25 protein-coding genes and 1 pseudogene are annotated in these 24,324 nt (G+C 39.5%); 15 read left to right on the forward strand and 11 right to left on the reverse strand.

Annotated features, from left to right (window positions below; translation table 11 throughout):
• Positions 1–18: 18 nt before the first annotated feature.
• A complete protein-coding gene (locus EYS08_RS08845) occupies positions 19–1,137 on the reverse strand; it encodes a FecR family protein (protein WP_131029686.1) in 1,119 nt (372 codons plus the stop codon).
• Between the two features lie 161 nt (positions 1,138–1,298).
• On the opposite strand from EYS08_RS08845, the gene EYS08_RS08850 reads away from it, so the two are divergent.
• Positions 1,299–1,961 carry an RNA polymerase sigma factor gene (locus EYS08_RS08850; protein WP_131029687.1) on the forward strand — a complete coding sequence of 221 codons (663 nt, stop codon included), beginning with the start codon at positions 1,299–1,301 and terminating at the stop codon, positions 1,959–1,961.
• Between the two features lie 9 nt (positions 1,962–1,970).
• Here the strand turns inward: EYS08_RS08850 and EYS08_RS08855 are convergent, their stop codons facing one another.
• Positions 1,971–2,168 carry a hypothetical protein gene (locus EYS08_RS08855; RefSeq protein WP_057933338.1) on the reverse strand — a complete coding sequence of 66 codons (198 nt, stop codon included), beginning with the start codon at positions 2,166–2,168 and terminating at the stop codon, positions 1,971–1,973.
• Between the two features lie 276 nt (positions 2,169–2,444).
• On the opposite strand from EYS08_RS08855, the gene EYS08_RS08860 reads away from it, so the two are divergent.
• Positions 2,445–3,416 (forward strand): Gfo/Idh/MocA family protein, encoded by a 972-nt coding sequence (locus EYS08_RS08860; RefSeq protein ID WP_131029688.1) that lies wholly within the window; start codon positions 2,445–2,447, stop codon positions 3,414–3,416.
• 47 nt (positions 3,417–3,463) lie between these two features.
• Positions 3,464–3,643, forward strand: a pseudogene (locus EYS08_RS26325) (ATP-binding cassette domain-containing protein); the annotation flags it as partial.
• A gap of 400 nt (positions 3,644–4,043) precedes the next feature.
• Here EYS08_RS26325 and EYS08_RS08870 read toward each other — a convergent pair.
• From EYS08_RS08870 to EYS08_RS08880, 3 genes are read right to left on the reverse strand one after another with little or no spacing between them, the layout of a single operon-like run.
• On the reverse strand, positions 4,044–4,625 hold the full coding sequence (locus tag EYS08_RS08870) for a peroxiredoxin family protein (RefSeq protein WP_131029689.1): 582 nt from the start codon (positions 4,623–4,625) through the stop codon (positions 4,044–4,046).
• A 58-nt stretch (positions 4,626–4,683) separates the two neighbouring features.
• Positions 4,684–4,950 (reverse strand): zf-HC2 domain-containing protein, encoded by a 267-nt coding sequence (locus EYS08_RS08875; protein WP_131029690.1) that lies wholly within the window; start codon positions 4,948–4,950, stop codon positions 4,684–4,686.
• Between the two features lies 1 nt (position 4,951).
• Entirely contained in the window at positions 4,952–5,542 is a 591-nt protein-coding gene (locus EYS08_RS08880) for a sigma-70 family RNA polymerase sigma factor (protein ID WP_131029691.1), read from the reverse strand.
• Between the two features lie 214 nt (positions 5,543–5,756).
• Here EYS08_RS08880 and EYS08_RS08885 point away from each other — a divergent pair, with 214 nt between their 5' ends.
• The 11 genes from EYS08_RS08885 to EYS08_RS08935 all read left to right on the forward strand — a co-directional run bounded on the left by EYS08_RS08885 (position 5,757) and on the right by EYS08_RS08935 (position 14,535).
• On the forward strand, positions 5,757–5,987 hold the full coding sequence (locus tag EYS08_RS08885; RefSeq protein WP_131029692.1) for a hypothetical protein: 231 nt from the start codon (positions 5,757–5,759) through the stop codon (positions 5,985–5,987).
• Positions 5,988–6,335: 348 nt separating this feature from the next.
• Entirely contained in the window at positions 6,336–7,451 is a 1,116-nt protein-coding gene (locus tag EYS08_RS08890; RefSeq protein ID WP_131029693.1) for an XdhC family protein, read from the forward strand.
• A 24-nt stretch (positions 7,452–7,475) separates the two neighbouring features.
• Complete coding sequence (locus tag EYS08_RS08895) at positions 7,476–8,045, forward strand: nucleotidyltransferase family protein (RefSeq protein ID WP_262711726.1); 570 nt, start codon at positions 7,476–7,478, stop codon at positions 8,043–8,045.
• The gene (moaA, locus tag EYS08_RS08900) at positions 8,042–9,022 is read left to right on the forward strand and encodes a GTP 3',8-cyclase MoaA (protein WP_131029695.1); all 981 of its coding nucleotides are present in this window, start codon (positions 8,042–8,044) and stop codon (positions 9,020–9,022) included. Before EYS08_RS08895 ends, moaA begins: the two co-directional genes overlap by 4 nt.
• Positions 9,023–9,029: 7 nt before the next feature.
• Positions 9,030–10,208: a molybdopterin molybdotransferase MoeA gene (locus EYS08_RS08905; RefSeq protein ID WP_131029696.1), complete on the forward strand. Its 1,179-nt coding sequence runs from the start codon at positions 9,030–9,032 to the stop codon at positions 10,206–10,208.
• A gap of 3 nt (positions 10,209–10,211) precedes the next feature.
• The gene (locus tag EYS08_RS08910) at positions 10,212–10,952 is read left to right on the forward strand and encodes a sulfite exporter TauE/SafE family protein (protein WP_131029697.1); all 741 of its coding nucleotides are present in this window, start codon (positions 10,212–10,214) and stop codon (positions 10,950–10,952) included.
• A 288-nt stretch (positions 10,953–11,240) separates the two neighbouring features.
• Positions 11,241–11,474 (forward strand): MoaD/ThiS family protein, encoded by a 234-nt coding sequence (locus EYS08_RS08915; protein ID WP_131029698.1) that lies wholly within the window; start codon positions 11,241–11,243, stop codon positions 11,472–11,474.
• 5 nt (positions 11,475–11,479) lie between these two features.
• Positions 11,480–12,586: a ThiF family adenylyltransferase gene (locus EYS08_RS08920; protein ID WP_131029699.1), complete on the forward strand. Its 1,107-nt coding sequence runs from the start codon at positions 11,480–11,482 to the stop codon at positions 12,584–12,586.
• A gap of 1 nt (position 12,587) precedes the next feature.
• Positions 12,588–13,031 (forward strand): molybdenum cofactor biosynthesis protein MoaE, encoded by a 444-nt coding sequence (locus tag EYS08_RS08925; protein ID WP_131029700.1) that lies wholly within the window; start codon positions 12,588–12,590, stop codon positions 13,029–13,031.
• Position 13,032: 1 nt separating this feature from the next.
• On the forward strand, positions 13,033–13,941 hold the full coding sequence (gene moaCB, locus EYS08_RS08930; RefSeq protein WP_131029701.1) for a bifunctional molybdenum cofactor biosynthesis protein MoaC/MoaB: 909 nt from the start codon (positions 13,033–13,035) through the stop codon (positions 13,939–13,941).
• Between the two features lie 252 nt (positions 13,942–14,193).
• A complete protein-coding gene (locus EYS08_RS08935; RefSeq protein WP_131029702.1) occupies positions 14,194–14,535 on the forward strand; it encodes a hypothetical protein in 342 nt (113 codons plus the stop codon).
• 1 nt (position 14,536) lies between these two features.
• Here EYS08_RS08935 and EYS08_RS08940 read toward each other — a convergent pair whose 3' ends face one another.
• The 3 genes from EYS08_RS08940 to EYS08_RS08950 form a co-directional block, all read right to left on the reverse strand.
• Positions 14,537–15,208 carry a hypothetical protein gene (locus tag EYS08_RS08940; protein ID WP_131029703.1) on the reverse strand — a complete coding sequence of 224 codons (672 nt, stop codon included), beginning with the start codon at positions 15,206–15,208 and terminating at the stop codon, positions 14,537–14,539.
• Positions 15,209–15,453: 245 nt separating this feature from the next.
• Entirely contained in the window at positions 15,454–15,642 is a 189-nt protein-coding gene (locus tag EYS08_RS08945) for a cold-shock protein (RefSeq protein WP_025142821.1), read from the reverse strand.
• A gap of 163 nt (positions 15,643–15,805) precedes the next feature.
• Positions 15,806–16,096, reverse strand: a complete 291-nt coding sequence (locus EYS08_RS08950) for a hypothetical protein (RefSeq protein ID WP_057933358.1) — start codon at positions 16,094–16,096, stop codon at positions 15,806–15,808.
• A gap of 369 nt (positions 16,097–16,465) precedes the next feature.
• Here EYS08_RS08950 and nhaA point away from each other — a divergent pair, with 369 nt between their 5' ends.
• The gene (nhaA, locus tag EYS08_RS08955; protein ID WP_131029704.1) at positions 16,466–17,662 is read left to right on the forward strand and encodes a Na+/H+ antiporter NhaA; all 1,197 of its coding nucleotides are present in this window, start codon (positions 16,466–16,468) and stop codon (positions 17,660–17,662) included.
• A 792-nt stretch (positions 17,663–18,454) separates the two neighbouring features.
• Here nhaA and EYS08_RS08960 read toward each other — a convergent pair.
• The 3 genes from EYS08_RS08960 to EYS08_RS08970 are packed head-to-tail and all read right to left on the reverse strand — an operon-like array spanning position 18,455 to position 24,275.
• On the reverse strand, positions 18,455–19,861 hold the full coding sequence (locus tag EYS08_RS08960; RefSeq protein WP_131029705.1) for a TolC family protein: 1,407 nt from the start codon (positions 19,859–19,861) through the stop codon (positions 18,455–18,457).
• Positions 19,848–23,048 (reverse strand): efflux RND transporter permease subunit, encoded by a 3,201-nt coding sequence (locus tag EYS08_RS08965; protein WP_131029706.1) that lies wholly within the window; start codon positions 23,046–23,048, stop codon positions 19,848–19,850. The genes EYS08_RS08960 and EYS08_RS08965 overlap by 14 nt, the downstream gene beginning before the upstream one ends.
• A 24-nt stretch (positions 23,049–23,072) precedes the next feature.
• On the reverse strand, positions 23,073–24,275 hold the full coding sequence (locus EYS08_RS08970) for an efflux RND transporter periplasmic adaptor subunit (protein WP_131029707.1): 1,203 nt from the start codon (positions 24,273–24,275) through the stop codon (positions 23,073–23,075).
• Positions 24,276–24,324 lie beyond the last annotated feature (49 nt).

Raw genomic sequence — 24,324 nt, forward strand, 5'->3', positions numbered from 1 at the left:
GTTGTTTAGGGCAAAAATTTAGTTGATAACTGTTACCCTCCTTTCTGCGATGTTGAATTTTACCGTTCCAGTAAGACTGAGCACTTTTAGTACCTCAGAAATATCTTTAAACTTAGATATCGAACCTGTGTATGATAATTTGTTATTATGGGTATTGTATACAATATCTATGTCGTACCATCTCGAAATTTTGCGCATTACTGATGATAAATTTTCTTCATTAAACTGGAAATATCCATTCTTCCAAGCCATGGTCTGTTCTATATCTGCTTTGTTCACGGTAAACTTGTTTTCATATAAAACTCCTTCTTCACCAGGTTTAAGATAGGTAGCGGCTGAAGCTGATATGAGCATCACTTTTCCTTCCAATAGCGTTGTTTTAATAAAAGCTTCGTCTTTATAGGCCATTATATTAAAATGTGTACCGAGTACCTTTAGCTTCATATCCTGCGCTTTTACATAAAAAGGCATTTGTTTATTCTTTGCTACCTCAAAATAGGCCTCACCATCGAGCTCTACCTCACGACTATTGCCCGTAAACCGCGTTGGAAAGCGGATGGAGCTGGCAGCATTTAGCCAAACTTTAGAACCATCAGGAAGTATAAGGGAATATTGCCCTCCTCTTGGAATCGATACCGTATTAAGCGCCACTTCTTGTGATGCTTCGGAAATAACATCGTAAGCCAACATTCCATCAGCGGTTTTATTGATGGTGGTACCACTTTCGGAAGCTATTTGTCCTTGAGCAGCAGTATTTAGTACAATCTGTTGTCCGTTGCCAAGTGTAAGTATGGCTTTATCGGAACCAGGTTTGATCGTTTTTGCATGGTTTAATACCACCACATTCTTCTCTCTTTTATGGTTAGTATTGAAGTAAAAAACCGCTGAGATAATAAAAATCAATATCGCTGCTGCTGCAGCTATCCTCGTCCATAGTTTAAATGATTTTATAGGCTTGCGTTCACCAGCCGTTTCCATAATCTGCAAGAATATGCGTTCGGCTTGCTTGCCACCAGGCTTTGTGCTTTCAATCAGTTCGAAATCATCTTCATAAGCATTTAAACTTTCTATTTCTTCTGGTGTACACTTTCCTTGAAGTGATTTTTGATAGAGAATAATATATTCCTGTTTTGTCATGTAAAGCGCTTTTCATCATAGAGCCATAACTCCACCCACACACACATACTTTTTAAAAAAAAATATTTAACCAGCCTAAAATGATTGAGAATTAAGGTATCGGTCAAAATATTTATATTAGCTTAACAAATTCTTTATCTTGATCAATGAACTTTGCATAAATGAAACCTATCCATCTAGAGGCAGACGAGCGCGAATTATGGGAGGCCATTAAATTCGGAAATCAAAAAGCATTTAAAATATTATTTGATCGGTACTTTCCTACCTTGATAGCTACAGCTTCGCACTATTTGCAGGATGAAAATGAGTGCGAAAACCTTGTACAGGATATTTTTCTTAATGTATGGTTCAAAAGAGAAGTGCTCGAGATCAGGGATTTTAAAAGTTACCTTAAAGCTGCAGCAAGGTATCATGTGTATAAAGTGATCAGAAGTAAAAAATTAGCAAGAAATGTAATTTTTACGGATGAAAATCTAGAAAACGAATCTGCCTATGCCGTTAATAATGGTGAGGAATGGCTCAATGTATCGGCGCTAAAAACACAGATTAGCAGATATTTACGAATGTTACCTAAACGTTGCAGGGAAATTTTCTTAATGAGCAGGGAAGAAAATTTAACAAATAGCGAAATTGCCGAGAAACTTAATATTTCTAAACGAAGCGTCGAGAATCAGATAACCGCAGCACTTCATCACCTGCGGGTTAATATCAAAAACTATCTCTTTATTAGCGGATTGGTTTATTTTCATGCGGCACAAAATCCTCCAACAGACAAAAATATTCATTTCCTCGTTGAGTCGCTATTGTTGTACCCGCTGATTTAGTTTAATGAATCAGTTTTCATGCTCTCCAGCCTCGCCGGTCAATATCCTTTCCATTTCTATCATCATCTGTTCGGCCAGGCGTTGTTTAGCTTGCAATTTCGACAGGTAAGCATCTGCAAATGTTACTTCAAGTTCGTCCATAATAAAAGCATATTTTGCCTTAAGTTCTATAAGATCAATCTGAAGTTTCTTGGAAAGATTTTGCATAGTACAAAGCTAAAAAAAGGGATGCTATAATTCTGGATAAAGGTTTTATTTTTCTTTCTAAAAAAATACACTAAATAGACAAATCCGTTAAAACAATCTCCTAATTCTTTCGTTTATAAATTGATTCCGGCGTGGTTTCCGGAATAGTTTGTTTGGTTAGTTGATTAGGGATCACCCCCAAAGTGAATCCCTTTTCTTTTTTACAAAGCTTTTTATTGATTGAGCATAGTTTCCAGGCAATATTTTCTAAATTGAGCCTTTCAAACCGATTATACAATGGAAGAAATCAGATGGGGCATTATTGGTTGTGGGGATGTGACCGAAGTAAAAAGTGGACCAGCATTTAATAAGGTAAACGATTCTAAATTGGTGGCCGTAATGCGCCGCGATGGTACAAAAGCTGCCGATTATGCCAAACGGCATCTAGTACCTAAATGGTATGACAATGCCGCTCAACTGATTAACGATCCTGAAGTTAATGCTATTTACATTGCTACTCCACCCCTACAGCACGAAGCTTATACCATTGAAGCCTTAAAAGCCGACAAACCGGTATATGTAGAAAAACCCATGACTTTAGATGCTAGTGCTGCTCAACGTATGACTGATGCTGCCAATCAGCTAAATGTGAAGCTTTGCGTGGCCCATTATCGCCGCGCACAACCAATGTTCTTAAAGGTTAAAGAACTATTGGCTGCACATACCATTGGCGACATTCGTTTAGTTAGGTTAAAAATGCTCCAGCCGCCTAACCCTGCGCTAATTGCCAAAACAGCTGATAATTGGCGAATCAATCCAGCTATTTCTGGTGGTGGTTTATTTCATGATCTGGCTCCTCATCAATTAGATCTTATGACTTATTATTTCGGTGCTGTAAAAAATGCCATCGGCGTTGCCACCAGGCAACAGGAAAACACTGGGGTTGATGATCTGGTTGCAGGAAATATCCTTTTCGAAAATGGTGTTGTTTTCAGCGGTACCTGGTGTTTCTCTGTTGCCGCACAAGATGAAGCCGATATTTGTGTAGTTTATGGTTCAAAAGGTAACATCAGTTTTCCGATGTTTGGCAATAAAATCACCGTTACTACCGATCGAAAAGAAGAATTTATATTTGAGCCTTTGCAGCATGTGCAACAACCCATGATTGAAAAAGTAGTTAATTATTTTTTAGGCAAAGGGCAAAATCCGTGTAGTGGAGAAGATGCGTTGATTACCATGAAGTTAATGGATGATTTTACGCGGAAGTAAACTAAAACATTGTATTGGCTACTTACCGCCTTAAATCAACGAAGAAGAGGGTTATTGAAGCATTACGAAAAGCCTCAGCTACAGCACTCATTTCCAAAGCTACCCAGGGAATTGATACCGTATTGGGTGAAAATGGGATGAAGCTATCTGGAGGCGAAAAACAGCGGATCTCCATCGCAAGGGCCTTATTGAGAAAACCAAGATTGTTGATCTTTGATGAGATTACTATGTATTCACTAAAACCATATACTTCAGCTAATTAAGCAAACCAACAACAACAAAAAAATTGGAGTGCAGGACCGCTGCATCAAACCAGCTTGGTTCCCGTGTTGCGCTTTTACGCTTCGGTTTCGTACCTCAACCTGCAGGGTAATGCTTCACCCGCGACTAAATGGCTAAAACTGCATTTCATTTTTGGGGTTTGCAAGGTGCAAAACGCTGTTCATAAACCTGATTGACGGGAAAAGCGCCCGATTCTTCATCGGGACTTGTACCAAAAGCAGGGCTGCAAACCGCCAAGAATTACTGCCCTTCCGTTTCCAAACAAAAATGGACGTAGCCTATTGATCATCTAAATTTTGTTTAAAATGTCACCCCGTAACTATAAAAAAAATTGCTATACGCTACCTAAAGTTTTGAAAGCAAAAGTTTTACCGAGGCTCTTTTTTGATAGTTGGGATCGAAATGAACATATTTAATTTTACCTGAACGATCAATGATATAGGTTGCAGGAACGGGTAAAGTATGTCGGGTATTCCCATTGTTGTCTTCTAAATTTATACCATAGCCCTTGTATTTGGTAAAGGTTGCTTCGTCCATCATAAAGTTGACATTGTAGGCTTTCATAATCTCATCGTCTTTATCCTGAAGGATAGAAAAATCAGCGCTCGTTTTTTTGATGGTTTTATCGATATTTTCTTTCGTTTCGGGCGTAACACCGATCACGTAAGCATCTCTCCCGCTTAATAAACTTAAAGAATCTTGAAGTTCTTTAATGTGTTTATTACAATAAGGGCACCATTGACCGCGATAAAAGAATAATACCACAGAACGATGTACTTTAAGTGCGCTTTTCAAACTCACGGTTTTACCATTTTGATCCGTTCCGCTAAACATAGGCGCTTTATCACCTTCTTTTAAACCCTTTTGTGCTTTTGTTTGCAGCGATAATACAACAACTAATGCCGTAAATAAGATAATCCTTTTCATTTTGTCTTTATGTTTTTTCCGCTTAGTCGAAACAGCAGCATTAACCTTACAGTTAAAATTAATTTTTATTTATTTCTTTTTCAATCTTCTCGTTTAATGTTTTTTTAAAGGCTTCATCCAGTTTAAAATCGTTGTTTTCAAAACCTACAAACACCTTATTAATCAATATACTCTGCTGCTGATAAATTTTGCATACCGAGCAACCTGCCAGATGTACGTGCAATTGTAGTGTTTCGGCAGCCGTAATTTTTCCGGCAATTCTTTTTTCGATCAAAAAAGTAGCTTGTCTACAATTATAGATTATATTTTTTAGCGCGTTCGTCATATCAGTTCCAGTTTTTCTGAAGGCAGGCCCTCAGGTTAAGTTTTGTGCGGTGCATAATCACCCAGAAATTAGCCGTGCTGAGTTTTAATTCGGTACAAATTAGCTCCGATGCAAGATCATCCATGTGTTTCATCGAAAATACAGAAAACCATAAGCCAGGGAGTTTGGCCAAACAATCGTTCAATATAGCCCCCAACTCTTTCACCATTAAAGGGTTATCTACTTCCAATCCAAATGCTCGCGGATAATCTTTTTCCGTCCAATGCCCTGATTCTGCATCAAAAAAATCCTGCACTGTTTCTTCTGCACTTATTACCTTTAAATTATTGGAAGAACGTTTTCGGTAAAAATCGGCTATTTTATTTTTAAGGATTGCTGTTAGCCAGGTTTTCTCTTTACTATTCCCCTCGAAACCGTCTAATCTTTGCAAACCTGCCAAAAAAGTATCCTGAACCAAATCTTTGGCTACATCTTCATCTCTTATTCTCGACATGGCAAAGCCGTACAGGTAATCGGCATATTTTTCTACCCAGCTCAATGGATCTGAATGAAGGCTCTTGACTGTATATTCCTTATCCGTTTCGTTTTGCATCTTTTGGTATTATCTTATATAAATATACTGCTTAATTGCTTTGTCGTACGAAATGAAACATCCTTACAAATTATTTTATGTTTTTATAGGGGCTCATGTCGTTAAAACAACTAAACAGATTGGCTCAAAGAAAAAGATAAAAAAATCAATCGTATTTAAAGTAATTTCTAAAGTTGTACGTCTACAGCTCCAACAAACCTAAAAACTTTTCTATATGATAGCCGTTTTCAAAACAAATGTATCCACGGATAACGAGTTAAACGTAATCAGCCCATTGCTGAACAGCCAGTTCAAAGAAATTAAATGGAATATCGATTTATGGGATTCGGATAAAATCCTCAGGGTTGATTCGGCAAGAGATTGGACAAAAGAAATCACCGAACTCTTTAACAGTATTGGTTTGCGCTGTATTAACCTCGAAATTTTTCATTCTGAGCCTTTTTAAGCCTAACATTGAAATTTCCGGTAATTATTACGGATTGTATTCTAGTGGTGCCAGATATACTATCTGACTGCATAAACATTGATCGAAAAATATCTTTTTGGTGGTGTCAGATATTACTATCTGACACTTTATCTCGTTCTCAAAGATAATAAGCATTGGAGTTGCTATTGCAATTCCACATTGGAATTTACCTTATCAGTCAGATGGCAACATCTGACTGCACAAATAGAGTCAAAAAAATCCAAGTTTTTTATTCGTAATATCTCTTTAAAGGTTACATCTTCCTTTTGCTTTGGCTATTTGTAATAGATTATCATTAAATTGCATCATCTATTGCATCAATCTCTAATGAAAGAAATTACCGATATCATAAAGGCATATCAAAAAGCAACGAAGGAAAAGAAAAAAACAGCACTTGCAACGGTAGTTAAGGTAGAGGGTTCTTCTTATCGTAGACCTGGTGCCAGGATGCTGATTACTGAAGATGGCCAGTTAACAGGTGCCATTAGTGGCGGTTGCTTAGAAGGTGATGCGTTGCGAAAAGCACTTTCGGCAATTGTACAGCAAGAAAACAAGCTCATTACTTACGATACCACAGATGAAGATGATGCCAAATTTGGTGTTCAGCTGGGCTGCAATGGTATTGTGCATATTTTGTTCGAGCCAATTATAAAAGAAGATGAGTTAAATCCCATTGCCATTTTAACTGCGTTGCAAAGCAAAAGGGAAAATGCAGTTTTGGCAACACTTTTTTCTCTAACAGATAAACTGCAGTTGGGTACAGCCATGCTTTTTAGAAACGAACCTATCTTGTCTAAAATTCCCAAGGCAATCTTCGATAAAACAATTAAAGATATTCTTGAAGTTTCTGAACATAAGACTACAACATTTAAAGTGTATGAGCACAATAACCAACAGATTGATGCTTTTATTGAGTTTATCCAACCCCCAATCTCATTAATTATAGCAGGCGCAGGCAATGATGCACAGCCTTTAGCCGAAATGGCTTACCTTTTAGGCTGGGAAGTAACTATGATAGATGGAAGGCCTACACATGCTACGCCACAACGTTTTGCAAATGCGATCAAGGTTTTGGTGAGCAAGCCAGAAAATGTGTTAGCTCAAATTCAGATAGATGAACAAACGGCTTTTGTTTTGATGACGCATAATTACAACTACGACCTCGAACTACTCAAGTATCTATTGGGCACAAACGCTCCATATATCGGTACACTGGGGCCAAAGAAAAAGCTAATCAGGATGTTAGATGAACTGGATTTGGCAACACCAGCAAACCAAATACGTGTACATGGTCCGGTCGGACTGGATATTGGTGCAGAAACTGCAGAAGAAATCGCCATTTCTATCCTCGCCGAAATTAAATCTGTTTTTACAGGTGCTTCGGCTATGTTTTTAAAAGAGAAGAAAAAACCGATCCATGTTTACGAATTAAAAAACAATTAAACATTGAAAACGGGCATTATCATATTGGCAGCAGGTAGTTCTTCACGTTTGGGAAGACCAAAACAGCTTTTGGATTACAAAGGAAAAACGCTCTTGCAAACCGTAATCAATGAAGCTTTAGAAACACATTGCAAACCTATTATCGTTGTTTTAGGTGCAAATGCTAAAGAAATAGCCCGCCAGCATCAGCATGATCAGGTTAATTTCGTTATTAATGAAAGTTGGGGAAATGGAATGGCATCGAGCATTGTAGCCGGACTTTCAACTATGATCAAAAATAATAGTGAAATTGAAAGTATCATTATTGCTGTAGCCGACCAGGCTTTTATAAAAATGAGTAACTTTAATAACTTAATCGAAAAGCAGAAAGAAACAGGTAAAAATATAATTGCCAGTACATATGCCGAAACGATAGGAACTCCTGTCCTCTTCAAAAAAGATTATTTTGAAGCACTTTTATCGCTCACAGGAGCAGAAGGAGCAAAAAAGATACTCAAACAATATCCTCTAGATGTAGAAGCAGTTGTTTTTGAACATGGAGAAATTGATATTGATACAGAAACAGATTATAACAATTTAATTAGCCAGCAATGATAGCAGATTCTTTTGGAAGAATACACGATTACCTTCGGATATCGCTTACCGACAACTGCAATTTTCGCTGCTTTTATTGCATGCCCGAAGAAGAATACGACTTCACCCCTGCCTCCCGGTTAATGCAAACCGACGAAATTATTAAGCTGGCAGAAGTTTTTGTAGCCAATGGCGTAAAAAAAATCAGGCTAACAGGTGGTGAACCATTGGTGAGAAAAGATGCAGCCCAAATTATTGCGGCATTGGGTAAACTTCCGGTTGAGCTCGTCATTACCACAAACGGAACCCGCATTGCCGAAATGTTACCTGTATTAAAAGAAGCAGGTATTAAAACCATTAATATTAGTCTCGATACATTACAACCAGAGAAGTTCTTTATGATTACCCGAAGGGATGTTTTCCATCAGGTACGGAGTAATATCGAACTGCTTTTGCAGCATAAAATCAAGGTAAAAGTAAATATGGTGGTGATGAAAGGGCTTAATGATAACGAAATCAATGATTTCATCAGTTGGACCAAACACAATCCCATCCAGATCCGATTTATTGAGTTCATGCCTTTTAGCGGTAACAAATGGACGAGCAATAAGATGTTTTCTTTAGATGAAATCCTATCCGTGGTTGAAAAAGATTTCACCGTATTACCTGTTAAAGGAGAACCACACGATACAGCCAAAAGTTTCATGATCCCTGGTCACGAAGGCTCGTTTGCCATTATCAGCACCATGACCAATCCTTTTTGCGATACCTGTAACCGCATGCGCTTAACTGCAGATGGCAAACTCAAAAACTGCTTGTTTTCGGATAGTGAAACCGATCTGCTTACGGCATTGCGGAAAAATGAAGATGTGCTTCCACTAATTCAATCCGCTATTTGGAGCAAAAAGAAAGCATTAGGCGGACAGTTGGTAAGCGATTTCGAAAAAATTGATGCCACTACCATTCAAAACAGAAGTATGATTACCATTGGAGGATAAAATTTTCATGATTAGCGTTAAAGAAGCAAAAGACCTCATTTCTCAACACATAACAGCATTAAATCCCGTTTCAATCGATTTGGCAAAGGCATCAGGACACATTCTTGCAGCCGACATTTATGCTAAATACGATATTCCTGCATTCAGTCAATCATCCATGGATGGTTATGCCATCAAGTTTGCAGATCACAAACAAGAGCTCACCTTAATCGGCGAAATGGCCGCAGGAACGGCTACTACTATTACTATTCAAAATGGCGAAACCAGCCGGATATTTACAGGTGCGCCCTTACCAGAAGGTGCCGATACTGTGGTGATGCAGGAAAAAATCACGCGCAGAGATGGAAAAATCACCTTGCAGAACCCTAATTTAAAGCTTGGCTTAAACGTACGGGATAAAGGTTCAGAAATTATGGCGGGAGCATTGGCGATGGAAAAAGGGAATCTGCTTAATCCTGCCGCTATCGGCTTTCTCGCAGGCATTGGCATTAACGAAGTTAACGTCTATCCCATGCCAAAAATTTCGATTATTGTAACGGGAAAAGAATTACAGCAACCAGGAAAAACACTCGAATTTGGGCAGGTGTACGAATCGAATTCCTATTCGCTTTCTGCGGCTTTAAAACACGAAGGCATTGATCAAATCGCCATTTACGAAGCCGATGATGATCTCGAGATCCTAAAAAAAGTATTACAAACAGCAATAGAAAGCAGCGATGTTGTGTTGCTAACCGGAGGCGTAAGTGTAGGTGATTATGATTTTGTAATCGAAGCCGCTTCACAATGTGGCATCAAACAGATTTTTCATAAGGTGAAGCAGAAACCCGGTAAACCTTTATTTTTTGGTACAAAAGATCAAAAATTAATATTCGGACTTCCGGGTAACCCATCATCTGTACTCAGCTGCTACTATAATTACGTATTGCCATCCATCAAATCCTTATCGCATAAAAGCAATAGTGTAATTGAGGTTCAGGCAGCGCTTACACATCCCTATTCCAAAGCTGCAGGGCTAACCCATTTCCTGAAGGGCAAATATGAAAACGGGCTGGTTACCCCGCTCAGTGCACAGGAATCGTACAGATTAAGCTCTTTTGCACAGGCCAATTGCCTGATCTGTCTTGGTGAAACCCAAGAGCATTTAAAAAAAAGCGATATCCTAACCGTAATGATTTTACCAGACTAAACCATGCAAGAAAGTTTCATCCTCTTTTACTGTTTACTTTTTATTGTTGCCTTTTTATATGCTTCAGTAGGGCATGGTGGGGCAAGCGGATACCTGGCTTTAATGGCTATTTTTGCCATTTCACCAGCTGTTATGAAACCTACAGCGCTTTTACTTAACTTATTTGTTTCTTCCACATCTTTTATCCAGTTTTATCGTGGTGGCCATTTTAAATGGAAAACTTTTTGGCCTTTTGCGCTCGCCTCTATCCCGTTCTCTTTTGTTGGTGGTATGATGGCCATTGAAAGTTCCATTTATAAAAAGATTTTGGGGCTGCTTTTGCTTATCCCGGTAATCCGTTTTTTTTTCTTTAAAAATACCGATCCAAAAGATTTCAAACCATCAAATATTCCGCTATCGCTTGCCATTGGCGGCATTATCGGCTTACTTTCGGGAATGATTGGCATCGGTGGTGGCATTATCCTTTCTCCGATCTTATTGCTTTTAAAGTGGGCGGATCAAAAACAGACCGCAGCCATCAGCGCAGCATTTATTTTCGTTAATTCTGTTGCTGGTTTGGGTGGCCAACTCATTAAAGGTTTCGAATTTAACAGCCACATGCTCGCTTATGTTGGGGTAGCTTTCGTTGGTGGCATTTGTGGGGCTTATTTTGGTGCCTTAAAATTCCCGCAAACCGTTTTAAAAAACGTGCTGGCCTGTGTACTGGCGCTGGCCGCTTATAAACTATTATTTACGCATGCATAATACCAAATGCCTTATCACCGCCTTATTATTTTTAAGTTTTGCTGTAAAAGCACAAGAGTGCAAGCAATTTGTAATCGAAGGAAAGGTTAAAGTTCCGTTAACGATCACTTTAGACAATTTAAGCACTTATAAATCCGTTAATTTGAATAGTATGACGATTTTTAACCACTTGATGCAGCGAAAAACAATATTAAAAATATTAAAGGTTTACTTTGGGCAATTTAGCTAAAACAAGAAGATTTGTAAAAGGGTTAAGTAAAATCAGCATCTTAAAGGTAAATTAGCAGCATGAAAATCGAATTGATCATTTTTGGCAAGATTGCCGAGTTTATCAACAATCAAAATATTGAGGTTGATGGCATTGCTGATACCGATGCTTTTAAACAGTACCTCGAAAACCAGTTTCCTGCTTTAAAAAACATGAAATATAAACTTGCCTTGAACAAAAATATCATTCAGGAAAATACCGAAATTACCAACCATGCTACAATAGCCATAATGCCACCTTTTTCTGGGGGATAAACCATATGAGTGCAGAACGATACAACAGGCAGATTATCCTTAAGGGATTTGGAGAGGAAGCACAACAGCAGCTTTTAAGGGCAAAAATATTGGTAATTGGTGCTGGTGGCTTGGGCTGTCCTGCGTTGCAATATCTCGCTGCTGCCGGCATTGGCCATATCGGTATTGTTGATGACGATACTATTTCATTATCCAACTTACATAGACAGATTCTTTTCAGTACAGCAGATATTGGAAAGCTGAAGGTAGAGATTGCAGCAAAGCGCTTGCAGGAGATGAATACCCAGATCGGGATTATCCGCCACCCCATCCGCTTGCAAAAAAATAATATTCTCGATATTTTATCCAGATACGATTACATATTGGATGGTACGGACAATTTCGAATCCAGGTACCTGATTAACGATGCCTGTGCACTATTAAACAAACCGCTTATATTTGCTGCAGTTTCAGGTTTTGAAGGTCAGCTGGCCATATTTAACGCCCCTGATCATTTAACGCCAAGCACCAATTACCGTGATCTTTTCCCCATTCCACCCGACAAAGGAGAAATAGCCAATTGTGCCGAAAATGGCGTTTTAGGTGTATTACCAGGCATATTGGGTACCATGGCAGCCGCAGAAACCATTAAACTGATTGCCAAAATCGGGCAGCCGCTCACCAATAAAATTTTAAGTTACAACTTACTTACACAAGAACAATATACCATCGAAATCAGTCACGGAGGCGGTTATACCCTACCCAAAACTGTTGATGAATTTTTAAATATGGATTATCAGGATACGAGCGAAGGGCCACAGGGATATAAAGAAATTGATGCAAGCGAACTGATTAAACTTCAGCAGTTAGAATCTACAATTTTAATCGACGTACGCGAAAGGCACGAAGTACCCATATTGGATAAACAGATCTTTACGCAGGTACCAATGTCGGAGTTTGGCGCCTTTATGAGTAAAGAATTTTACCAAAAGCATGTGGTTCTGGTTTGCCAACACGGCATCAGAAGTGTAGCCGCAGCAGAGGCCATGCAGGAAAAATATGGCGATGCAAAAAAAATATACAGTTTAAAAGGTGGTATTGTAAAATGGAGAGATCATTTTCTCAAACCCTAACATGAGCGAAAAAAAAATAAAGAACATATTTGTAAATGGCCCAATCGAACCTGCTTTTATAGCCAACAGTATTGCCAAACACAACAGCAAAACAGCTATTGGCGGCCATAGTATTTTTATGGGTCAGGTAAGAAAAGATGATATTAAAGGCAAATTTGTTGCAGCGATAGCATATACCGCATATGAAGACCTTGCACTCGAAAAAATGCATCAGATCAGGGAAGAAATCTTCGAAAAATATCCACTCAATTGCATGCATATTTACCACAGCTTGGGCACAGTTAAAACAGGCGAAATCTGCCTTTTTGTTTTCACTTCGTCGGCACACCGTAAACCCGCAATGGCGGCCTGTAGTGAAGTTGTAGACCGGTTAAAAGCAGAATTACCGATCTGGGGAAAAGAAATATTCGAAGACGAAACGCATCAGTGGAAAGAAAATATTTAATATGGTAAACATCACAAAAAAATCCAACACCTTAAGGATTGCCATTGCAACCGCTACTGTAAAGGTATCGAAGCAAGAAACCATTGATGCTGTTGAACAGCGTAAAATTCCCAAAGGCGATGTATTTGAATTTGCCCGTGCAGCGGGATTATTTGGCGTAAAAAAAACCAGTGATGTAATTCCCGATTGTCACCCGCTTCCAATTGAATATACCGCTATTACCTATGAAATTGTGGGTTTAACCATCATTATTACGGTTGAAGTACATACCATTTACAAAACAGGTGTAGAAGTTGAAGCCATGCATGGTGCCTCGGTTACGGCTTTAACCATGTACGATATGTTAAAACCGATTGATAAAGGCGTTGAAATAGAAAACATTAGGTTATTAAAAAAATCGGGAGGAAAATCTGACCTTAAAAATGCCAAATTCCCTGAACTAAAAGCGGCTGTTGTAGTTTGTTCGGATTCTATTTTCGAAAACAAAGTCCAGGATAGCTCTGGCAAAGCGATTATTTCGAGATTAGCCCAATGGGACATCAATGCCGGGAAGTATGAAATCGTGCCTGACGAGATCAACATCATTCGGGATAAAGCCAGTGAATTAAGTGCAAGTGGTTATCATCTGATCATTTTTACCGGAGGAACTGGCCTTTCACCCCGCGATGTAACTCCAGAGGCCATTGCTCCTTTAATTGACCGCAATATCGATGGGATTATGGAAACAGCGAGACGTTACGGACAGGAACGCATGCCTTATGCCATGCTTTCGCGTGGTGTAGCGGGTTTTATCGGAGAAACATTGGTACTTACCTTCCCAGGGTCGAAAAGTGCTGTAGAAGAAAGTATGGAAGCCTTATTTCCTCAGGTTTTGCATTTATTTAAGGTAATTAAAGGCGAGAAACATTAAATAAATTGGCGGATGAGTTAATCTGGATTTGTAATCCTCTACTGATCTGTCATTCTGAACGCAGTGAAGAATCTTTAAGCTAAACAGGATTTCAAATTCTTGCAGCAATGCTTTGGAACTATACGCCGGATTATAAATCCGGAAATCAATGGTCAAGATCACAGATCCTGATCAACACGGTTGTCAACAAATATTAAATCTAAACAGCAAAAATGTTTTTTGTGATCAAAAATTAAGTCCTATTTTTGCGGCATGTCGTCTAAATATAAGATTTTATACTTTTTCCAAAATTCTGATACCGCTATTCTAGAAATTCAGCGTCTTGGTCTGCCCGATAATGCAGATGCAGAAGCGACCTACCACTGGCTTTACTTCGATAAAATTACAGGCTCATTGATTAAATTATGGTTCAGATCGATGGATTCTTCTACCGAAATTGAAGAACGTTATTTTGAGCAGGGTTATCTTAAATTCAATAAAACAGAGGCTACATATATCGAAAAACACAATTCTTCTCAGCAAAAACTCAATAACATGGGTAATAGAGCTATTGGAGATGAAATAAGTACTTTATTAGAAAATTATCTGAAATAATTTAAGCCATCTCTGGTAGTTCTGATTCTAAACCTACTTTCGTTAAAGGATAACGAGAGGTGTGGAAATCTTGTAGCGACTGGCAAAAACTTGGGTACCATTCCTGTTTTTGCATGCTTTCTAAAAGCTGTGCACAGGCGAGTACATCGGCATCAGCCTGATGCAGTGCATGGGCAACAAAATTAACCACATTCCAAATGCCTTCCATCATAAAAAACCTAAATGTAGATAAGATTGCAGACCATTGTACTTTTTTAGCCTGTAACAAAAAAAACCGTGAAACAGGGCTGCATAAACGTTTAAAGGCCATATAATCCTCTTCAGCACCTGCTAAGTTTAAAAGGCCATCCTTATAAGGGAGATTTACAATTTCTGTAGCAATTTTATCACGGCCATGGAAATAAACACTTCCTGCACAGATGGAAGATATCGATATCAGGGATAAATGATCGTAGATTTCGGGATGCATTTTCAACTTTCCATTCCGTACAAATACCAATCCGCCCTTTTTAGCTGCTCCAACCTGTGTATTCATGGCCGATAAACTTAAGAGCTCAAATTCGCCCGCAAAGTTAAGTGCTGTTACAAACTGTGCTGCAGCCATAAAAGTACCCCGATCAAGAGGTTTGTTGTTTATAACAGGTTCCTGAATTGAAAAAATAGAAAGTTGCAAAAATATTTAATTTGTTTGGTTCCGGCCGACTAGATCGACATTAGCAAAAATAAAAATCCAATTCAAAAAACAACTATAGAGATAGCGTGTAAAGCAGCTCAGATCGGTAATCAGCTAGAAATGAGAAGGAAATTTTTTCAACCTTTTTGTTCAGTAAATGGTGTACCCGGTTTCGATAGCGTAATAAAATATCAGGGCAAAAAAAAGCAGGACTAAATCCTGCTCAAAATCTTTTGGGGAAAGAATTAAACAACTCTTACTTTCACTGCATTAAGGCCTTTTTTGCCTTCTTGAACTTCGTATTCAACTGTATCATTCTCTCTGATTTCGTCAATCAGGCCTGATGCATGCACAAAAATCTCAGATCCGCTTTCTTCTTTAATAAAGCCAAAGCCTTTTTCTGAGTTAAAAAATTTTACTGTTCCGTTTTTCATTATACTGGATGTTTTTAAATTAAAAACCAAAAATAGGATTAAAACCCAAAAACCAAAATTACTGGCAAATAAAATTGTTAATTGTGCACAAAAAGATTACAACTGTAAAGATTATGGCTGCTATTTTACAGTCTAAGGTATTAACCACGAGTGTTTACGGGCATTAAAAAGATTTTCCTTGCGTAATGGAAGAATACCAATTAATTGGGTGCGACCTTAAGTTCATGCCATCACTCTCAATATGATACAAGATAATGGGCATACTGAAATCGACAAAACGTTCTACCTGTCTGGAAAGTTTACCGAGAAAATCCATACTCGATATGCCTTCCTTTAAATGAACGTAAATTACACTGCCTGTTTTAAACTCAAAGCGTTCTACCACTCCTGGCCACTCTGCTTTTATCCTGGTGAGGAAAGCTTTGATTTTGGTTTCTTCTTTTAGATTTTCCATAAGCTTATCAGGTTTTTTAATATATGCTAATTTAAAAAATTATTCCAAATAAGATTAATTGTAACAGGACCTATACAATTCTGCGCGTAATTACTGTTGATGCTAAATGCAATGAAGAATTTTTAATTAATTGCTAAATTCTCCTCCATTATCATCAATATCGCACAGGCGGGAACCTTAATGTTACTTACTAACCAAAACAATTTTATTAAAGCGTTAAGATTTCCAATCAAGTTGAGATGACGATATATTCTCCTAATACGTCCTTTAGATGACTTCCAATTGAAACCTAAATCCTTACCATTAAAATAATAGATTTTCTCACAAAAAACCTCCCCTTTTCCCTTCCCTTTTACTATTTTTACCATTATGCCTAAATTAATCAATCTAGAAGTATTTCAGCGTTTCTTCCGCTCCGGACAAGTAGGTGGTTTTTTGTTATTAATCTGCGTGGCCATCTCCTTAATTATAGCCAATACCTCCTCAAAAGAAAGTTTCGAAGCCTTTTTGGCAACTAAATTAGGCTTCGGCGCTATTAACTATAGCATTTTAACGTGGATAAACGACGCCTTAATGGCTATATTTTTCCTCCTCGTCGGACTCGAAATCAAACGAGAACTCGTAGAAGGCGAACTCTCCTCGATGAAAAGTGCAGCACTGCCTGTAATTGCAGCACTCGGCGGCATGCTTGTACCTGCTTTAATTTATTTTTTGTTTAATAAAGGTACTGAAACTGCCGCAGGCTGGGGTATCCCCATGGCAACAGATATCGCGTTTGCCCTCGCTATTATCGCCATGTTGGGTAAAAGCGTGCCTACCAGTTTAAAAATATTTCTGGCCGCTTTAGCCATTGTAGATGATCTTGGTGCCATTCTCGTAATTGCGATCTTTTATACCCACCAGATTCACTTCGAATACCTGGCCATGGCTGGAGGTATCCTAGTTCTTTTAGGCTTAATGAATTATTTCGGTGTAAAGAAACTCCTGTTCTACCTCATTCCTGGTATATTCCTGTGGTATTTCATCCACCACTCGGGCATCCATGCCACCATTGCAGGGGTATTACTGGCATTCACCATCCCCACCAATGAAACCAATATCCAATCACCCTTAGAAAAACTTGAACATTTCTTAACCACGCCCGTAAACTACATCATTATGCCAATTTTTGCATTGGCCAATACCAATATTACTTTCCAAAAAGAAATGCTCGCTGGACTGGTTTCTCCTCTAGGTCTCGGCATTATCGTAGGTTTATTCGTGGGTAAAACCATTGGCGTAACCTTTTTCAGCTGGTTAGCCGTGAAATTAAAATGGGCCGATTTACCCACTGGAGCAGGCTGGAAACACATCTTAGGTTTAGGTATGCTCGCCGGAATCGGTTTTACCATGTCGATCTTTATTGCGCTACTTTCTTTTAGCGAGGTGCTGCATGTTTCGGAAGCGAAGTTTGCGATTCTAACCGCCTCGATCCTATCAGGTGTGGTGGGTTTCGTGTTTTTGAAATCGGTTAAAGCTCAAGAATTAACCACAGAAGGCAATTTAACCACAGAGGACACAAAGTAAAACACCGAGGGCACACAGGCGCCTATCGGCACCTTTACCATGAAAGGGAAAGGGCTAAAAAAACAAATTACGGCACCCTGCAATATTCCCCATGCTATCCGGCATAGCAGATTTTCGCAGGAAAAAGAACGGAAATCTTTGTACCTCCCCATCACAACCCCACAGCCCAAGGCAGGATCAAGCGGGAGCGTTGGGAATAAGCAAGGGTCAGCCTGGATGCTGCTGCAATTAAGATTTCCGTAGGTTTTTACAAAAATTTCGCAGCAATCTTTTATACTTATAAAAACCAATATGATCACATAAAAACGGATGCAAGCCTTTCAGTTATGCCTTCTTGTTTGTTGTTTTTAATAGCAGGCATGCTTTCGCTGTGCTCAGGTTTGTTTCTTTTGGGCCAAGCCAAAAGAAAGAGCCCACTCGGCGACGGTGGACCTGTGCCGATTTTTCATCGGTAGCCGAGGCAAGCTCGAGTAAGGGCAAGAGTAATATTCTAACCCCTCCTAAATTAGGAGGGGAGTGTCCCCCATAGTTTCAAACAGCACCACTTCTAGAGATTCAAGCCGCAAAAAAAATAGCTAGTACTTTAAGGTTCCCGCCTGCACGGGAATGATGAATGTATTAGGAATATTGCATAAACGAAGATAAGTGGTTAATTACGCAGAGATCCTTCGTACCTCAGGATGACAAACCATTGTATAATAAAAAACACGAGGAACATCCTGCTATTGCAAAACGTCCCTCGTGTTTTTACAAACCTATAAGGTCTTAAATACCTTTAGGTTTCCCTTTATTTTACTGCCAGCCGCCGCCTAACGAACGGTACAAACCAACAACTGCATTTAACTGCTCTGTTTTAATTGTGGTTAACTCCAGTTCGCTCTGCAATAAATTACCTTGCGCCGTAATTACCTCCAGATAATTAGCCATACCACTTTTAAACAACAAACTGGCATTTTTCGATGCTTGTTGTAAAGTCTGTGCTCTTTTTTCAGCAATGCTGTATTGTGTTTTTAACTTCTCTACTTTCGTTAACTCATCAGAAACTTCGCCAACAGCATTCAATACCGACTGACGGAACTGGATCACCGATTTCTCACGGTCGATTTTAGCCAGTTCTAAAGAAGTTTTTAACTGACCTCTTTGAAAAATGGGTTGCGTGATCCCTGCCCCAACCAAACCGAACAACGATGCCGGAACATTAAACCAGTTGCTCGCTTTAAAAGAGTTGATGCCTCCGCTTGCGGTAATTACCAACGATGGATATAAACTTGCCTTCGCTACACCAACCTTTGCATTGGCAATGGTAAGCGCCAGTTCGGCACTTTTAATATCAGGCCTGCGGCTTAACATCGATGAAGGAAAACCTGCATTTAAGTCTTGCGGAATATTCATTTTATCTAAACGGCTCTCGCGGTTAATGGTTTTAGGCAAAGTACCGATCAATACACTTAAAGCATTTTCCTGTAAGGTTACATTCTGCTCCAAACGGGGGATCAACTGTGCCGCATTTAACTGTTGCGCCTGCGCCTGCTGTATCGCTAATGAAGTTACCTGACCGGCATCGAACTGTAAATTGATAATCCTTAATGTGCTATCATTCAGTTTTAAGTTCTTTTTCGCGATTTCCAATTGCGCATCAAGCATTAACAAATTGTAATAACCTTGCGCAACGTTAGCCACCAAGCGTGTTTGAACTGCTTTACGTGCCTCTTCTGTCTGCAAAAAACTGGCTAGAGCGCCAGCTTTTTGATTGCGGATTTTGCCCCAGATATCGGCTTCCCAAACCACGCCCAGATTAGCATTATAATCTTCGATGTGTGTTGAGCCTGTAAACTGGTTAAGGCTTAAACCATTTAAACTGTTATCAGACGGACGGCTAGAGCTTGCCGCTACCTGCAATTTCAGTTCAGGTAAATAACCCAGTTTCGATTGTTTGAACAATACTTCAGCAGCATCGATATTTTTCAATGCAATCTGCATATCGTAATTTTTAACCAAAGCCGTATCAATTAAATTCTGAACAGTAAGGTCGTTGATAAAACTCTTCAATGGCATACCGCCAACACTCGAAGAATCTTTAGGCAATGCGTTTCTGAACAAGCCTGGCGCTACATTTGGCAAAGCTGTATCTTTCGAAACCGAACATCCGCTCCAGATTAAAGCAAGGAGCAGGATGGTAATTAGATTAAACCGTTTCATAAACTGTATGATTATTATTTACAGGTTCTCCATTGTGGTGAACAACTTCATTTCTTGATTTTTTTGATATTTTTTCCTGTAAGGCCTGGAAGATGACGAAAAGTACCGGAATGATAAATAAACCTAAAACTACACCCGATACCATACCTCCTGCGGCACCGATACTGATGGAGTGGTTACCCTGTGCCGATGGACCTGTTGCAATGCTCATCGGGAATAAACCAAACACAAAGGCAAGTGATGTCATAATGATCGGTCTTATCCTTAATCGCGCTGCTTCTATAGCCGAGTCAACCAAACTGAGTCCCGCCTTTCGTCGCTGCACGGCAAACTCCACAATCAGGATGGCGTTCTTAGCCAGCAAGCCGATAAGCATGATCAGCGCTACCTGTACATAAATGTTATTTTCGATACCGGTTAAACCCAATACCACAAACACACCGAATACACCTGTAGGGATAGATAAGATTACCGCCAATGGCAGGATGTAACTCTCATATTGTGCTGATAATAAGAAGTAAACAAACACCAAACAAAGCAGGAATATCACTGTCGACTGTCCGCCTGAAGAAATTTCCTCACGTGTTTGTCCTGAGAATTCGTAAGCATAGCCGGTTGGCAATTGTTCTCTGGCGGTTTCTTCTATCGCTTTAATCGCATCACCAGAGCTGAAGCCTGGTTTAGGGATGGCATTTACTTCGATAGAATTAAACAGGTTATAACGCGAAGCCGTTTCAGAACCGTACACACGGGTTAATTTAACCAGGGTACTGATTGGCACACTTTCTCCTGCCTTGTTTTTAACAAATACGCGATCGATACTTGCAGGATCGGTTCTGTCGGCAACATCAGCCTGAACCACTACACGGTAATATTTACCAAAGCGGTTAAAATCTGATGCCTGCGCAGTACCAAAATAAGTCTGCATGGTTTGTAAGATATCTTTTTTGCTTACACCCAACTGATCGGCCTTTTCTTCGTTAACATCTAATTGTAACTGCGGATAATCTGCTTTATAAGAAGTAAAAGCATAAGCAATAGCCGGTTTCGCCATTAACTTTCCAATAAAGTTATTCGCTACACCACTAAATTTATCGAGCCTGCCATTCGTTTTATCCTGTAACATCACGTTCATGGCCTCCACATTACTAAAGCCCGGAACGGTTGGAAAACTGAATACAAAGAAGGTACCGGCAGATATGGCCGCCATTTTGGCCCTTACTATATTTTGTATCTCATCGATATTTTTGACTGCCCCTCTTTCGTCGTTTGGTTTTAACAATAAGAAAATCTGACCAGCTGACGGACTGTTGGATGCGGTTAAAAAGTTATAACCAGCCAACGACATCACAAATCTTGCTGATGGCATAGCCCTTAACTCTTCTTCTGCTTGTTTTAATATTTTATTGGTATTGGCTAATGATGTTCCTGATGGACTGGCAACAGCGATAGCCACAAAACCCTGATCTTCTGTTGGGATAAAGCCTGTTTTTGTTCTACCTACAAGGAAAATGGTTACCAGAACGATTAAGGCAAGTCCGCCCATACTGATCCATTTGTTACGGATAAGCACTTTTAAGCCGCCAACATAACGGTTAGTCATATAATTGAAACCACCGTTAAAGCCTGCATAAAACTTTTCTACAAAACCTTTTTTAGGCGCGTTATGACCGCCTTCGGCATGTTTATTCTTTAAAAATAAGGCTGCCAGCGCAGGACTTAAAGTTAAGGCGTTAACAGCCGATATAATGATGGCGATAGCCATGGTTAAGGCGAACTGTTTGTAGAAAATACCTGTTGAGCCCGTCATAAAACCAACCGGTAAAAATACTGCCGCCATTACCAGTGTAATCGATATAATAGCCCCGGTAATTTCATTCATTGCCTCTGTAGTTGCCGCCCTCGGACTAAGCGAAGGGTTTTCTTCCATTTTGGCATGCACCGCTTCCACCACAACAATCGCATCATCTACCACAATACCTATGGCCAGTACAAGTGCAAAAAGTGTTAAAAGGTTAACAGAGAAGCCGAACAGCTGCATGAAAAAGAAAGTACCGATAATCGCCACCGGAACCGCTATAGCCGGGATTAAAGTAGACCTGAAATCCTGAAGGAAGATAAATACAACGATAAATACGAGTAAAAAGGCTTCTATCAAAGTGTGCTGTACCTGGTTGATGGATTCATCAAGATCGGTTTTGGTACGGTAAAACTGATTGTATTTAATGCCCACGGGGAAATCTTTTGATAGTTTGGCCAACAGTTTATCAATAGCAATCTGGATTTCGTTGGCATTAGAGCCCGATAACTGGATTACACCAATGGTAATACCATCATGTCCGTTTAAACGGTTTACACTACCATAACTGTACGCACCCAATTCTACACGGGCTACATCTTTTAAATGTAATATAGAACCATCAGAATTAGAACGGATCGCGATATTTTGATATTCCTCTGGTTTGGTAAGCTTGCCTTTATATTTAATGATATATTCAAACGCTTCACTACTTCTTTCTCCAAACCGACCAGGTGCTGCTTCCAGGTTTTTGTCCTGAATGGCTGTGATCACTTCATTGGGTGTAATTTTGTAAGTGGCCAATTGACTTGGGTTTAACCAAATACGCATTGAATAATCTTTAATACCACCAAATACACTGGCCGAACCTACACCCGGGATACGTTTAAGTTCGGGAATGATATTGATCTGTGCATAGTTATTTACAAAAACGGCATCGTATTTTTTTGGATCTTCCGAATAAACACCGATAGCGCCAATAAAGCTATTTTGCTGTTTTGTAGTGGTTATACCATATTGTACAACCTCTGCAGGTAACTGGCTTGTGGCCTGCGAAACACGGTTTTGCACGTTAACAGCTGCCTGATCGGGGTTGGTACCCTGTTGAAAGTAAACTGTAATCGCCAAAGTACCGTCGTTACTGGCGCTGGAGGTCATGTACGTCATGTTCTCTACACCATTAATTGCTTCCTCCAATGATGGAGTTACCGAACGTAAAATCGTTTCGGCATTGGCCCCAGGGTACACCGCGGTTACCAATACCGACGGAGGTGCGATATTTGGAAAGCGCTCTAAGGGCAACTTTGTTAAGCCTAGTATACCAACTATTACCAATAAGATGGAAATAACAGTCGAAAGTACAGGCCTGTCTATAAATTTCTGAAACATGACTTTTTAGATTTTATGGTCTTATTAATTTTTTGTTTTTGCAACAGCTACTTTATCTGCTGCTTTTTGAGGCTGGATCACCATGCCCTCCTGTAATTTATCAACCCCGCTTAACACAATCTGATCGCCAACTTTTACCCCGTCTTTAACCAGGTAATTTTCGCCAGCTTTACCAACAATGGTAATAGATTGTTTTTTCACTTTGCTGCTGTCGCCTACGGTAAATACAAATACTTTATCCTGCATTTCTACCGTTGATGACTGCGGTACCAGAATGGCATTATCGTGCTGTAAACCCAAACGGATCTTACCCGTATTACCCGAGCGAAGAACGCCACTTGCATTAGGGAAACTTGCCCTTAAAGTAATGGCACCTGTGTTTTTATCAAACTGACCGTCGATCATGTCGATCTTGCCTTTAATTGGATAAGCAGAATTGTCGGCCAGTAAAAGTTCTACAGCCGGCAAATGTTTAATCCGGTCGGCAGGGCTTTTACCTGGGTAGTTTGCATTAAAATTATTGAAGTCGTTTTCTGCCAAAGCAAAATAAACATGTACTTCGTGGATATCAGATAACTGTGTTAAAGCAATCTGATCTGTCGGAGAAACTAAACTTCCCTGTTTTTTAGGGATACGGCCAATGTAACCACTCACTGTAGCCTTAACATTGGTATAACCTAAGTTAATCTGTGCCGAAGCCACACTGGCTCTGGCTTGTTCGGCATTTGCCTGCGCAATTTTATAGGCTGTTTTAGCAGTTTTTAACTGAAAATCAGAAACCACTTTATTCTGAACAAGTGGTGTTAACTTATCAACTTCCAGTTGAGCGTTTAAAATAGCCGCTTCTGCAGCATGTAAACTCGCTTTGGCATTGTTTAAAGCCTCGCGGTAAGGGTTTTCATTGATTTTGAACAGTGTTTGCCCTGCAGTTACATAAGCGCCCTCGTTAACCAAAACGCTTTGTAGGTAACCGCTCACCTGCGGACGTACATCAATATCAACAGCACCCTGAATGGAGGCCGGATATTCAATATACGTAGTTTCTGTACTCGCATTAATGGCACTTACGGGCAGTGGTGGTGGCGGTGGTGCAGCTGCAGCCTGATCAGGAGACGACTTACAACTCACCAAAATTATAGATAGAAGAGAAATTGTTAACAATAACTTAATGCTATTAAATTGTTTAACAGTGTTAAGCAATGGGTACAAGCGATGTAGAGATTTCATATGATTAAATTTAATTGGAATTAGTGTGTATAAATAATTTAACAGTGTT

Source organism: Pedobacter kyonggii (assembly GCF_004310665.1).
GTDB classification, from domain to species: Bacteria; Bacteroidota; Bacteroidia; order Sphingobacteriales; family Sphingobacteriaceae; genus Pedobacter; species Pedobacter kyonggii.